The sequence below is a fragment of the Streptomyces sp. NPDC107562 genome (assembly GCF_055657325.1).
Window position 1 is genome coordinate 979,594 of the sequence record NZ_JBVKBE010000002.1, and the last position, 13,105, is coordinate 992,698.

13 protein-coding genes are annotated in these 13,105 nt (G+C 70.8%); 7 read left to right on the forward strand and 6 right to left on the reverse strand.

Annotation, left to right across the window (positions count from 1 at the left end; translation table 11 throughout):
• Positions 1-30 precede the first annotated feature (30 nt).
• The 7 genes from ACZ7LV_RS10220 to ACZ7LV_RS10250 are packed head-to-tail and all read left to right on the forward strand — an operon-like array spanning position 31 to position 4,029.
• Positions 31-285, forward strand: coding sequence for a gas vesicle protein GvpG (locus tag ACZ7LV_RS10220; protein WP_471937685.1), 255 nt, complete (start codon positions 31-33; stop codon positions 283-285).
• The gene (locus ACZ7LV_RS10225; protein ID WP_471937687.1) at positions 282-818 is read left to right on the forward strand and encodes an ABC transporter substrate-binding protein; all 537 of its coding nucleotides are present in this window, start codon (positions 282-284) and stop codon (positions 816-818) included. The genes ACZ7LV_RS10220 and ACZ7LV_RS10225 overlap by 4 nt, the downstream gene beginning before the upstream one ends.
• Positions 811-1,920, forward strand: coding sequence for an SRPBCC family protein (locus ACZ7LV_RS10230; RefSeq protein ID WP_471937691.1), 1,110 nt, complete (start codon positions 811-813; stop codon positions 1,918-1,920). Before ACZ7LV_RS10225 ends, ACZ7LV_RS10230 begins: the two co-directional genes overlap by 8 nt.
• A gap of 42 nt (positions 1,921-1,962) precedes the next feature.
• Positions 1,963-2,502 (forward strand): gas vesicle protein, encoded by a 540-nt coding sequence (locus ACZ7LV_RS10235; protein ID WP_471937693.1) that lies wholly within the window; start codon positions 1,963-1,965, stop codon positions 2,500-2,502.
• A 3-nt stretch (positions 2,503-2,505) separates the two neighbouring features.
• Positions 2,506-3,321 (forward strand): GvpL/GvpF family gas vesicle protein, encoded by an 816-nt coding sequence (locus ACZ7LV_RS10240; RefSeq protein WP_471937695.1) that lies wholly within the window; start codon positions 2,506-2,508, stop codon positions 3,319-3,321.
• A complete protein-coding gene (locus tag ACZ7LV_RS10245) occupies positions 3,318-3,581 on the forward strand; it encodes a gas vesicle protein (RefSeq protein WP_471937697.1) in 264 nt (87 codons plus the stop codon). Before ACZ7LV_RS10240 ends, ACZ7LV_RS10245 begins: the two co-directional genes overlap by 4 nt.
• Positions 3,565-4,029, forward strand: a complete 465-nt coding sequence (locus tag ACZ7LV_RS10250; RefSeq protein ID WP_471937699.1) for a gas vesicle protein K — start codon at positions 3,565-3,567, stop codon at positions 4,027-4,029. The genes ACZ7LV_RS10245 and ACZ7LV_RS10250 overlap by 17 nt, the downstream gene beginning before the upstream one ends.
• Here ACZ7LV_RS10250 and ACZ7LV_RS10255 read toward each other — a convergent pair.
• The 6 genes from ACZ7LV_RS10255 to mrdA form a co-directional block, all read right to left on the reverse strand.
• The gene (locus tag ACZ7LV_RS10255; protein WP_471937701.1) at positions 3,983-4,765 is read right to left on the reverse strand and encodes an HAD family hydrolase; all 783 of its coding nucleotides are present in this window, start codon (positions 4,763-4,765) and stop codon (positions 3,983-3,985) included. The genes ACZ7LV_RS10250 and ACZ7LV_RS10255 overlap by 47 nt on opposite strands.
• Positions 4,762-5,415 (reverse strand): 3,4-dihydroxy-2-butanone-4-phosphate synthase, encoded by a 654-nt coding sequence (gene ribB, locus ACZ7LV_RS10260; RefSeq protein WP_471937703.1) that lies wholly within the window; start codon positions 5,413-5,415, stop codon positions 4,762-4,764. The genes ACZ7LV_RS10255 and ribB overlap by 4 nt, the downstream gene beginning before the upstream one ends.
• A gap of 545 nt (positions 5,416-5,960) precedes the next feature.
• Complete coding sequence (locus ACZ7LV_RS10265; protein WP_471937705.1) at positions 5,961-7,916, reverse strand: TIGR03960 family B12-binding radical SAM protein; 1,956 nt, start codon at positions 7,914-7,916, stop codon at positions 5,961-5,963.
• A 97-nt stretch (positions 7,917-8,013) separates the two neighbouring features.
• Positions 8,014-9,516, reverse strand: a complete 1,503-nt coding sequence (locus ACZ7LV_RS10270; protein WP_471937707.1) for a CYTH and CHAD domain-containing protein — start codon at positions 9,514-9,516, stop codon at positions 8,014-8,016.
• 97 nt (positions 9,517-9,613) lie between these two features.
• Positions 9,614-10,813, reverse strand: coding sequence for a rod shape-determining protein RodA (rodA, locus tag ACZ7LV_RS10275; protein ID WP_401677190.1), 1,200 nt, complete (start codon positions 10,811-10,813; stop codon positions 9,614-9,616).
• Positions 10,810-13,083 (reverse strand): penicillin-binding protein 2, encoded by a 2,274-nt coding sequence (gene mrdA, locus ACZ7LV_RS10280; RefSeq protein ID WP_471937710.1) that lies wholly within the window; start codon positions 13,081-13,083, stop codon positions 10,810-10,812. Before mrdA ends, rodA begins: the two co-directional genes overlap by 4 nt.
• Positions 13,084-13,105: the final 22 nt, after the last annotated feature.

Below are 13,105 nucleotides of genomic sequence, written 5' to 3' on the forward strand. Positions count from 1 at the left end.
GGCGCTTGCCGCACGACACAAGGAGGCACCGTGGGACTGGTCTTCGAGGTCCTGGCACTGCCCTTCGCACCGGTGCGAGGCGTGGGCTGGGTGCTCGACAAGGTCGTTCAGGCCGCGGAGAACGAGTACTACGACCCCACCCCCATCCAGGCCGCACTCGCCGACCTGGAGCGGGCGCGCACGGAGGGCCGTATCGACGAGGAGGACTTCGTGGCACGCGAGGAGGAACTGCTGGGGCGGCTGGAGGAGATCAGGCTGTACCAGCTCGGAAGGGCGGCATCATGAGCAACGCCAAGATCGGAGCCGCCCTCGTCGGCGGCTACCTGCTGGGCCGTAACAAGAACGCCAAGGCCGCCCTGGGGCTCGCCATGGCCATCGCCGTGAAACGGGCGAAGGCCGGAGACCTCGCCGAGGTCCTCGCACCCGTGCTCGGCAACCTCAACCAGCAGGCCCGCAACGAACTGGCCGGTGCCACCAAGGCCGCGGTGGGCTCCGTACTGAACGCCCAGGCCGGCCACCTGGCCGACGCCCTGCACCAGCGCACGGCAGGACTGCAGGGGATGGCGGAGCAGACGGGGCAGAAGGGCAAGCGGAGCCAGGACGCGGACGAGGACCGCGACGACGAGCGCGACGAGCAGGACACGCACGACGAACGGGACGACGAGGAACCGCGCGAGGAGGAGCGGCGGCCGCGGCCCAAGGCCAAGAAGACGGCACGCCGGCCCTCGTCGCAGTCGAAGTCCGGCAGCGGGGCGCCGCGCAGGACGTCCTCACGGTCCGGCGGTTCCTCGAGAGCGAGGGAGTCCGACGATGACTGACGGCAAGACGTCCGGACGTGGCTCGCAGGGCGGTACGGGACTTCTGAAGAGCCCCGGCGCCAACAAGCTGGTCGAGGAACTCGGCAACTACGCCGAGGCCCGTCTGGAACACACCCTGACCGGCGTGGGGCACAAGATGGGCGCCGCGGCGAACCGGATCGGCTCCGCCCATGTGGGGCCGGGCCCGCTGGTCCACGCCCTCGGCAAGGGCGGCAAGCTGCTCGGCGGGCAGGTGGCGTCCCAGGCCAAGGACACCGCCGCGCACGCCAAGGACGCCGTGACGGACAAGCTCAAGGAGGCGACCGGGCACAAGCACGGGGCCTCGCACGGCGGCGGAGGCAAGAGCATCACCATCATCGAGGACGTCGACGTCGGCGTCCCGGTGCGCGAGGCGTACGACCAGTGGACGCAGTTCACGGAGTTCGGCCGGTTCACCAAGGGCGTGGTCAGCGTCGAGCAGAAGGACGACACCACCACCCAGTGGCAGGTCAAGATCGCCAAGGCGAGCCGGGCGTGGACCGGGACGATCACCGAGCAGGTGCCGGACGAGCGGATCGCCTGGACCTCCGAGGGGGCCAAGGGCACCACACGGGGCGTGGTCACCTTCCACCCGGTGGCCGAGAACCTGACCAAGGTCCTGCTGGTCCTCGACTACTACCCCAAGGGTCTCGTCGAGAAGACCGCGAACGTCTGGCGGGCCCAGGGCCGCCGTACCCGGCTCGACCTGAAGCTGTTCCGCAAGTTCGTGATGCTGCGCGGTGAGGCCACCGGCGGCTGGCGCGGAGAGATCCGCGAGGGCGAGGTGGTCCGGGGCCCGGACGAGGAGGCCGAGGGCGAGGAGCGCGACGACCGCGAGGCCCGGGGCGAGGACGCGGAGGACGCGGAGGAGGACGAGGCACAGCCGGAGGACCGCTACGACGTGCGGGACGAGGACGAGGAGCGGGACGGGGACGAAGAGCGCGACGAGGACGAGGAAGACGACGAGGACCAGGCGTCGTACGACGACTACGACGACGAGGACGACTACGAGGAGGAGGACGAAGAGCCCGAGGACCGCGACGAAGAGGAACCCCCGGCCGAGAGCCGTCGGCGGAGCAGGTAGCCGGCGCGCCGAGCCGCTTCCAGGAACGAGGTCGAGGACACCGTGACCGAGCCCCCAGCTGCCGGCCCCTCCCCTGCGCGGACGCTGCAGCCGTACAACCAGGGAACGAGTGCCAACCTCGCCGACATCCTCGAGCGCGTGCTCGACAAGGGCATCGTCATCGTCGGCGACATCAAGATCGACCTGCTCGACATCGAGCTGCTCACCATCCGGCTCCGCCTGCTGGTCACCTCGGTGGACAAGGCCAAGGAGATCGGCATCGACTGGTGGGAGCGCGACCCGGCCCTGTCGTCGCGCGCCGACGGCACCCGCGACCTGGAGGAACAGAACGCCCGCCTGCGCGACGAGGTAAAGGAGTTGCGCAGGCAGATGGCGGAGTCGCAGGGGGAACTGGCGGAGGGCACCGGCGCCCCCGGCGGACGCCGCCGCGCCCGCGAACGCGACCGTGACCGTGACGATCAGGACCGTGAGCGAAACCGTGACCGGGACCGTGACCGGGACGCTGATCGGGACCGTGAGCCCGAGGCCGAGCCCCGGCGCAGGCGGCGCAGGAGCGCCGAGGACGACGACGGCCGGAGTTGACCCATGGACGACCGACTCAGCTACGTGTACGGCGTGCTGCGCCCCGACGCCGCCTCCCCCGGAGACGCCGTGCCCCCCGGCGTCCGCGGCGTCGAGGACGCACCCGTCGCGCTGGTACGGCACGGCGGCATGGCGGCGGCGGTCAGCCACGTCGCGAGGTCGGACTTCTCCGAGGCGGCCCTGAAGGCCCATCTGGAGGACCTGGACTGGCTGGAGGGCGTCGCCAGGGCCCACGACGAGGTCGTGGCGGCGCTGGGAGCGCGCACCACAGTGCTTCCGCTGCGCCTCGCGACGGTCTACCTGGACGACAGCCGGGTCCGCGACATGCTGGAGGAGCGCGAGCGGACCCTGACCGAGCTCCTGGACCGCCTCGCCGGCCAGGTGGAGTGGGGTGTGAAGGTCTACGCCGACGCCGCCCCCGCCGCCGCCCGGCCGCAGGCGCCCTCCGACGCCCCCGAGCCGCCCGATTCCGGCCGCGCCTACCTGCGGCAACGCCGACGGCAGCGGCACGCGCGGGAGGACGCCTGGTCGTCCGCCGCCGAAGCCGTACGCCGGGTCGAGGCACAGGCCGGCAGTCTCGCCGTGGCGCACGCGCGGCACCGGCCGCAACAGGGCCGACTGGCCGGCGGCACCGGGGAGAACGTCGCCAACGACGCCTATCTCGTCCCGCGCGACCGCGCCGAGGAGTTCCGCGAGCGGGTCCAGGGGGCGGCCGAAGGGCTCGACGGCGTCCGTGTGGAGGTCACAGGGCCCTGGGTGCCGTACTCGTTCGCCCAGGTGCCGCATGACCCGGCTCCGGAGGAGGCGGGACAGCGGTGACCGCGTACGACGACCCTCCGCTCGCCCAGCGTCAGGTGGCCCTGATCGACCTGCTCGACCGGCTGCTGAGCGGCGGCGTGGTGCTCACCGGCGACGTCATCCTGTCGATCGCGGACATCGACCTGGTCAGGATCTCGCTGCGCGCGGTGATCGTCGCCGTGCAGGAGCAGCAGTGGGACGTCGCGCTTCCGGCGGACGGCGCCGCGGCGGTGCCGGGAGTGACGCCCGTCGAGGACGGCGGCCATGACGGGTTCCGCTGACCGCCGGCCCTCCGATCCGCACTCCGGGGGCCCGCCCACCGAGAGCGAGCCCTTCGACGGCCCGCGCACCGGTCGTCTCGACGAGGTCGCCGACGCGGCCGCGCGTGCCTTCGCGCTGCTGCCCGCGCGGCCGGACGAGGTGCCGCCGCTGGGCGAGGACGAGGGGTCCTCGGTGGCCCGGCGCCTGAACACCGATCCGGAGTCGGTGGAACGCGACCTGGTCAAGCTCGTCCTCACGATCGTCGAACTGCTCCGCCAGCTGATGGAACGTCAGGCGCTGCGCCGCGTCGACCAGGGCGGGCTCAGCGAGCAGCAGGAGGAGCGGCTGGGCCTGACGCTGATGATCCTCCACGACCGTATGACGGAACTGTGCCGCCGCTACGACCTCACCATGGACGACCTCAACCTCGACCTGGGCCCCCTCGGCCCCCTCCTCCCGCCGCCCTGAGCACCAGGGCCGGATCTCGATCAGCAGACGGACCGAGTTCGTCATGATCGCCTCCGGACACCGGCTGTGCGGGCCGAGGCGCCAGCAGGCCGGGCAGCAGGCGCAGGGCGTCGACCGCGGTCACGGCCTGCGCCGCGGACAGCGCGGCGACATCGGCGGGGAGTTCCGCCCCGGCGCGGGGAACGGCGAGGACGGCCATCCCCGCGGCCGCGGCCGAGCGGATGCCACCGGGAGAGTCCTCGACCGCCAGACACCGCTCCGGCGGAACGCCCAGCTCGGCGGCGGCACGCAGATACGGGTCCGGCGCGGGCTTGACCCGGACCACGTCCTCCCCGCACACGAGGGCGCTCATCTCCCCGGCCAGACCGAGCTCTTGGAGCGCCGCGAGCACGAAACGGCGGGGACTGGCGGTGGCCACACCCACGCGCCCGTGCCGCGCCGCCTCGCGCACCAGCTCCACCGCCCCGGGCAGCGCCCGCACCCGCCCGGCGACGCACTCGTCGACCATCGCGCCGGTGCAGACCTCCACCACCTCGGCACCGCTCACCGAGTCGCGGCACAGCCCCGCGACATACGACGCCCACGCGCCGTTGCCATGGATCGCCACGTCGTCCTCGGCCCGCCACCGGTGCCCGTGACGGGCGGTGAAGGCGGCGCACACCCGCCCCCACGCCGCACCGCTGTCGATCAAGGTGTCGTCCAGGTCGAAGACCGTCGCCCGCCGCGCGGCCCTCACACCGAGGCCTCGTCCGGACGCCGCGGCAGCGCCCCCGAGAGCTCCTCGATCGACACCAGCGCCAGCGCGTGCTCGTCCGCGAACGCCCGCAGCCGATCGGGCCGCGCCACCGAACCGTCGTCCTCACAGACCTCGCTGATCACGGCCACCGGGGACAACCCGGCGAGGCGCATGAGGTCGACACTCGCCTCCGTGTGCCCCCGCCGCTCCCCGATCCCCCCGGGGCGGGCACGCAGCGGGAACACATGCCCAGGGCGCGTCAACCGGTCCGGAAGGCAGCCGGGTTCGGCGAGCGTCCGGACGGTCAGCGCCCGGTCCGCGGCCGAGATCCCGGAACCGACGCCGACCGCGTCCACGGAGACGGTGTACGCGGTCGCCTCCACACCGTCGGCGGCCGGGACCATCAGCGGCAACTCCAGCCGGTCTGCCACCTCGGACGCCATGGGTACGCAGAGCAGTCCACTGGTCCAGCGCACGAAGAAGGCCAGGGCCTCGGCGGTCGCGAACTGCGCCGCCATGACGAGATCGCCCTCGTCCTCACGATCCGCGTCGTCCACCACGATCACGGGCCGGCCGGCCCGCAACTCCTCGATGGCGACCGCCACCGTGCCGAAGCCCGCATCCGGACGCGGCACCGAAACTGACGTCACAGGAACCAGCCTTTCTTGAATTACCGTTCCTGCCCCATGGATCGGTGACCGCACCGGTGAGCTTGAGGCATCCCACAACGGCGCACGAATCACTGCCGCTCCACGAATTCACCCCTCCCCCACGCCCGGCGCACCCCCTCCACCCCACAAGCCCTCCCCGCACACCCCGCTGCACCCCTCTGCCCCTCGATTACGATTCTCGGAGTGCGTCGACGAGGTCGGCGGGGTAGGCGGCCACCGCCGTCAAGGAAGCCCGCAACGCTCGGCAGGGCGAGGGCTGCTGCGCACCCACCCCGACCCCGACCCCCGACAACACCTGCGCATGAGAGACAGCCCTTTCCGCCGAGGACGAAGTCCCAGTCACCGTTCGGGCTACGCCGGAAGGAGCCCAGTACTGCGCTGTCTCGCCTCGGCTTCCCTCTGGCGCTGCTCATCACCGTGCCAAAGGCAAGCCACCCTTCGTTCTGCCGTCTCATCGGCCCCGGACAGCAGTGAGCCCTCTCTGAGGTCAGAGAGGGCTCATCATCGCCGTGCGGGTCGCTCACTCAGTGCGTGTGACCGCTCGCCGCCGGCGCCGCGTTCTTCACCGTCAGGGGCAGCAGCTTCTTGCCCGTCGGGCCGATCTGGATGGCCGTGTCCATCTGCGGACACACCCCGCAGTCGAAGCACGGAGTCCACCGGCAGTCCTCGACCTCGGTCTCGTCGAGGGAGTCCTGCCAGTCCTCCCAGAGCCAGTCCTTGTCGAGGCCGGAGTCCAGGTGGTCCCACGGGAGGACCTCCTCGTACGTCCGCTCGCGGGTGGTGTACCAGTCGACGTCGACGCCGAACTGCGGCAGCGCCTTGTCCGCGCAGTCCATCCAACGGTCGTAGGAGAAGTGCTCGCGCCAGCCGTCGAAGCGGCCGCCGTCCTCGTAGACCGCGCGGATGACCGCGCCGATGCGGCGATCGCCGCGGGAGAGCAGGCCCTCGACGATGCCGGGCTTGCCGTCGTGGTAGCGGAAGCCGATGGAACGGCCGTACTTCTTGTCGCCGCGGATCTTGTCCCGGAGCTTTTCGAGACGGGCGTCCGTCTCCTCGGCCGACAGCTGCGGCGCCCACTGGAACGGGGTGTGCGGCTTGGGCACGAAGCCGCCGATCGACACCGTGCAGCGGATGTCGTTCGAACGGGAGACCTCACGGCCCTTCTGGATCACGCGCGTGGCCATGTCGGCGATCTGGAGGACGTCGTCGTCGGTCTCGGTGGGCAGGCCGCACATGAAGTACAGCTTCACCTGCCGCCAGCCGTTGCCGTACGCCGTCGCGACGGTGCGGATCAGGTCGTCCTCGGAGACCATCTTGTTGATGACCTTGCGGATGCGCTCCGACCCGCCCTCCGGCGCGAAGGTGAGGCCGGACCGGCGGCCGTTCCTGGTCAGCTCGTTGGCCAGGTCGATGTTGAAGGCGTCCACGCGGGTCGACGGCAGCGACAGTCCGATCTTGTCGTCCGTGTAGCGGTCGGCGAGGCCCTTGGCGATGTCGCCGATCTCGCTGTGGTCGGCCGACGACAGCGACAGCAGGCCGACCTCCTCGAAACCGGTCGCGTTCAGCCCCTTCTCGACCATGTCGCCGATGCCGGTGATCGAGCGCTCCCGCACCGGGCGGGTGATCATGCCGGCCTGGCAGAAACGGCAGCCGCGCGTGCAGCCGCGGAAGATCTCGACGGACATCCGCTCGTGGACCGTCTCCGCCAGCGGCACCAGGGGCTGCTTGGGGTAGGGCCACTCGTCGAGGTCCATCACGGTGTGCTTGGACACCCGCCACGGCACGCCCGACCTGTTCGGTACGACGCGCCCGATGCGCCCGTCCGGCAGGTACTCCACGTCGTAGAAGCCGGGCACGTACACGCCGCCGGTCCGCGCCAGGCGGAAGAGCAGCTCCTCGCGCCCGCCCGGGCGGCCCTCCGCCTTCCAGGCCCGGATGATGTCCGTGACCTCCAGGACGGCCTGCTCGCCGTCACCTATCACCGCGCAGTCGATGAAGTCGGCGATCGGCTCGGGATTGAAGGCCGCGTGGCCGCCGGCCACGACGATCGGGTCGTCGAGGGTGCGGTGCTTGGCCTCCAGCGGGATCCCCGACAGGTCCAGCGCGGTCAGCAGGTTCGTGTAGCCCAGCTCCGTGGAGAAGCTGACGCCGAGCACGTCGAAGTCCTTGACGGGGCGGTGGCCGTCCACCGTGAACTGCGGGACGCCGTGCTCCCGCATCAGCGCCTCCAGGTCCGGCCACACGCTGTACGTCCGCTCGGCGAGGACGCCCGCACGCTCGTTCAGGACCTCGTAGAGGATCATGACGCCCTGGTTGGGCAGACCCACCTCGTACGCGTCGGGGTACATGAGCGCCCAGCGGACATCACAGGCGTCCCAGTCCTTGACGGTGGAGTTGAGCTCTCCACCGACGTACTGGATCGGCTTCTGCACATGCGGGAGCAGGGCTTCGAGCTGCGGGAAAACCGACTCGGCAGACATCGTGGGACTTTCGTGAGCTGACTGGGGGTACCCCCGGCCGGAGGCTGGGGGCGGGTGACCATCAAGCCTAACGCGACCGGGGCACCCCTCCGCACGCTCAGATCCCCGCCGTCCCCCTCGTCGCCTTCCAGACGCCCGGCAGCTCCTCCTCCACCTCGGTGGCCCGCCGCGCTTCCGCCGTGTGCAGCACGCCGTACGTGAACGAGTGCTCACCGGCCGCGTGCGCCTGCTCGGCCAGCTCCTTCAGGGTCTCCCGGCTCATCACGCTGTCCTGGTGCTCGCCGAGCAGCTTCTGCACGTCCTTCACCGACGACACCAGCTTGGAGGCCGGCTTGCCGAGCGCGGGAGACGCCAGTTCCGCCGCGTAGCGGACCCGCTTGGCCTTCTTGCGTGCCTCGTGCAGTGCCAGGTCGCGGTCGGTGCCGGGCGGGGTGGCCAAGGCGTGCTCGACCAGTCCGGCGAGCACGTCGTAGGACTTGTGCACGGCCTTGGCCAGCTCCGTCGACGGCTTCCCGGACGCCGCCGCGCGCAACGGGGGGTCCGCGAGGAACGCGTCGAGCGAGTCGAGAAGCGCGAGGTAGCGGGACCCGTTGAGCACGTCGACGATCTCGCGCTTCGCGTCGCCGGCCCGCGCCGTGGACCAGGTCCGCATCCGGTTGCGGACGGGTCCCACGACCAGGGCGGGGGGCAGCTCCGCCACGGCTTCGCGCAGCCGCTCGGCCAGTACCTCGTGGTCCCGGCTGCCGCCCAGCTCGCCCGCCAGCCACTTCAGCTCGGCCCCGATCGGGTCGGTGACGGCCCGGTCGAGGATCTTGCGGTACGACCTGAAGGTGCTGCGCATCCGGCGGGTGGCGACCCGCATCCGGTGCACCGAGTCCTCGACGTCCCGGCGGACGGCGGGATCCAGCTCGACGATCACGTCCCGCTGGGCCCGCACGTACGCGAGCACATGGTCACCGGCGGTGACCGGCTCTGCCCGGTCCTCCTTGCGGGGCCTTCCCTTGCCGCCGGTCTCCGCCAGCGCCTTGGCCAGCTTGGACGGGGCCTCGGAGGGGCGTACGCCGGCCTTGCGCAGCCGCTTGTCGACCTTGTCGAGGAACGCCGGGTCGCCGCCGTCGGCGAGCTCGACCTCGATCTCGGTCCACTCGGCCTTCCCGCCGCTCCCGGTGAGCCGCTCGGCCCGTACGGCGTCCAGGGCGACCTCGGCGAGCAGCTGCCCGTCGGCGTCCACGAGGTGGCGTACGTCACGGGTCGAGCGCAGCCGGACCACGGGGGCGAGCTCGTGGTCGCGCACCCGGGAGCGGACGAGGGCGCCGAGGGTGGACGGCACATGGTCCGCGAGCGGCGCGTGGATCTCGTCGCGGACGCCGGTGGCGACCGGGAGCTTCAGATGCCATCCGGCGTCCGAGCCGCCGGTGCGGCGCCGCAGGGTGATCGAGGCGTCCGCCAGTCGTTCGTCGAGGGTGTCGTAGTAGGTGGCGTCCAGTTCGGCGACGCCCTGGTCGAGGACGGCGCTCACGCCGGCGACGCCGGTCAGGTCCGGCAGCCCGCTGTCGTCGGACTCGTACTTGCGCTCGATCTCACGCTTCGTATCCGCCATGCCCCGAATCTAATGTGCGTCGGGGCACAGCGGCAGGTGACCAGAGGGTTGAATCGGGAGAAACTTCACGCGGCCCCGATACAACGGGCACATGGGTCTACGCGGACATGGGTCTCTGCACCCGGATGGACTGCAGCAGTCCGACCGCCACCCAGATCGCGAACATCGACGATCCTCCGTAGGAGACGAACGGGAGCGGCAGACCGGTGACCGGCATGATCCCCAGGGTCATCCCGATGTTCTCGAAGGCCTGGAAGGCGAACCAGGCCACGATCCCGGCGGCGACGATGGTGCCGTACAGCTCGGTCGTCTCCAGCGCGATCCGGCAGGCCCGCCAGAGCACCACACCCAGCAGAAGGATTATCAGGCCGCCGCCGAGGAAGCCGAGCTCCTCGCCCGCGACGGTGAACACGAAGTCCGTCTGCTGCTCCGGCACGAACTGTCCGGTGGTCTGCGAGCCCTGGAACAGGCCCGAGCCGGTCAGCCCGCCGGAGCCGATGGCGATGCGCGCCTGGTTCGTGTTGTAGCCGACGCCCGCCGGGTCGAGGTCCGGGTTGGCGAACGCCGCGAAGCGGTTGATCTGGTAGTCGTCGAGGATGTGCAGCTGCCAGACCGCGATGGCGCCCATCGCGCCGGCGCCGAGCAGTCCGAACACCCATCGGTTGGACGCGCCGGACGCCAGCAGGACACCCAGCACGATCACGACCATGACCATGACCGACCCGAGGTCGGGCATCAGCATCACGATCATCATCGGAACCGCGGCCAGGCCCAGCGCCTGAAGGACCGTGCGATGGTCGGGGTACGTCTTGTCGCCCGCGTCCACCCGGGCCGCCAGCAGCATCGCCATGCCGAGGATGATCGTGACCTTCACGAACTCGGACGGCTGGAGGGAGAAGCCGCCGCCGACCGCGATCCACGAGTGGGCGCCGTTGACCGTGGTGCCGAGCGGGGTCAGGACCAGCAGGACCAGGAAGACCGACGCTCCGTACAGGACCGGCACCGCGCCGCGCAGGGTGCGGTGGCCGAGCCAGACCGTGCCGATCATCAGGGCGAAGCCGATGCCGGTGTTGAGCAGGTGGCGCACCAGGAAGTAGTACGGGTCGCCCTGGTTGATCTCGGTGCGGTTGCGGGTCGCCGAGTACACCAGCATCGCGCCGATCAGCGACAGCGTCAGCGCCGACAGCAGTATCGGCCAGTCGAGCCGCCGGGCGAGCGAGTCACGGGCGAACAGCCGGGTCCAGCCCGCGCGCTCGGGTCCGTAACCGGAGACCTGGAAGCTGTTCGCGCCCGTCATGTGAGCATCCTTCGGCTGAGCGACCCACGGCGGTTGCGCGGGCCCCGGCGGCCCTGCCGTCGGGTGTTGCGGTTGCCCTCGGGCGAGGACGGCAGGGTCGCCGCCGTCTGTACCTGCCCGCCCTCGTCCACCGGCGCCTTCTGGCTGGCCTGCTGGTCCTTGGCCGGGTCCTTGGAGACCTTCGGCGCGATGATCGAGCCGTCGGGCTGGATCTTCGGCAGGTTCTTCTGCGGGGTGGGCAGCAGGGCGTTCTTCTGGTTGATGGCGCCGTCGTCGGCGACGCCGTACAGCGCGTCGTAGATGTTGCGCACGGCCGGGCCCGAGGCGCCGGAACCCGTACCACCCTGGGAGATGGTCATCACGATCGCGTAGTCGTCGGTGTAGGTCGCGAACCACGAGGTGGTCTGCTTGCCGTAGACCTCCGCCGTACCGGTCTTGGCGTGCATCGGGATCTTGTCCTGCGGCCAGCCGCCGAACCGCCACGCCGCCGTGCCCCGGGTGGCCACGCCCTCCAGGGCCTCGTCCATCTGGGCCAGCGTCTGCTGGGTGACCGGCAGCTTCCCGTGCGACCTGGGCTTGATCTCCGAGACGCGCTTGCCGTCGGGGCTGATGATCGCCTTGCCGACGGAGGGGTCGTAGAGCGTGCCGCCGTTGGCGATGGCCGCGTAGATCGTCGCCATCTGAATCGGCGTCACCAGCGTGTCGCCCTGGCCGATGGAGTAGTTGATCTCGTCACCGGCGCGCATCTTGTTGCCTTCGAGGCAGTTCTCGTAGGAGATGCGCTGGACGTAGTCGCCGTCCTTCTTGCCGGTCTTGCACCAGGCGTCCTTGTTGGCCTCCCAGTACTGCTGCTTCCACTGGCGGTCGGGGACGCGGCCGGTGACCTCGTTGGGCAGGTCGATGCCGGTCTCCTTGCCGAGGCCGAACTGGTGGGCGGCCTTGTAGAAGTGGTCCTTGGGCTGGCCCTTCTTGGGGTTGATGCCGCCGTCCTTCTTCCACTCGTTGTGCGCGAGCTGGTAGAAGACCGTGTCGCAGGAGACCTCCAGGGCGCGGCCCAGGCTGATCGGGCCGTGGTTCTGCGATTCGAAGTTCTTGAAGACCTGGCCGCCGACCGAGTAGGCGCTGGAGCAGTTGTAGCGGCCGTCGAAGGCGTAGCCGGCCTGGACCGCGGCCGCGGTGGAGACCACCTTGAAGATGGAGCCCGGTGCCGCCTGACCCTGTATGGCCCTGTTGAGCAGCGGGTAGTTGGACTTCTTGCCGGTGAGCTGGGCGTAGTCCTTGGCGGAGATGCCGCCGACCCAGGCGTTCGGGTCGTAGGCCGGGTTGGAGGCCATGGCGACGACCCGGCCGGTCTTGGCCTCCATCACCACCACCGCGCCGGAGTCGGCCTTGTAGCGCTCGTTGGTGTTGCGGTCCCACTCCTTGCGGGCGGTCTTCATCGCCTCGTTCAGCTCGAACTCGGCGACCCGCTGGACGCGGGCGTCGATGCTGGTGACGAGGTTGGAGCCGGGCTCGGCGGCGTCCGCCTCGGCCTGGCCGATGACCCGGCCGAGGTTGTCCACCTCGTAGCGGGTGACGCCGGCCTTGCCGCGCAGCTCCTTGTCGTACGTCCGCTCCAGACCGCTGCGGCCGACCTGGTCGGAGCGCAGATAGGGCGAGTCGGTGTCCTGGGCCTGCTGGATCTCCTGGTCGGTGACCGGGGAGAGGTAGCCGAGCACCTGGGCGCTGTTGGCCGCGCCGGGGCTCGCGTACCGGCGGACGGCCTGCGGCTCGGCGGTGATGCCGGGGAAGTCCTCGGCACGCTCACGGATCTGCAGGGCCTGGCGCGCGGTGGCCTCGTCGGTGATGGGGATCGGCTGGTAGGGCGAGCCGTTCCAGCACGGTTGCGGCGTCTGGGAGTCGCACAGCCGCACCTTGGCCATGACGTCCTTGGGCGCCATGCCGAGCACGCCCGCCAGCTTGGTGAGGACGGCCTTGCCGTCGTCCTTCATCTTCAGCAGCTCGGTGCGGGAGGCGGAGACCACCAGCCGGGTCTCGTTGTCGGCGAGGGCCACCCCGCGGGCGTCCAGGATCGAGCCGCGCACCGCGGGCTCGACCACCTGCTGGACGTGGTTGCCCGAGGCCTCCTTGGCGTAGGCCTCGCCCTCACGGATCTGGAGGTACCACAGCCGGCCGCCGAGGGTGGCCAGGAGGGAGAGGACGAGGATCTGGATCACGACGAGCCGGGTCTGGACCCGTGGGGTCCGTCCGGTCTCGGGAATGTTGGTCACTGCGGCTGCCTCCCCCTCTCAG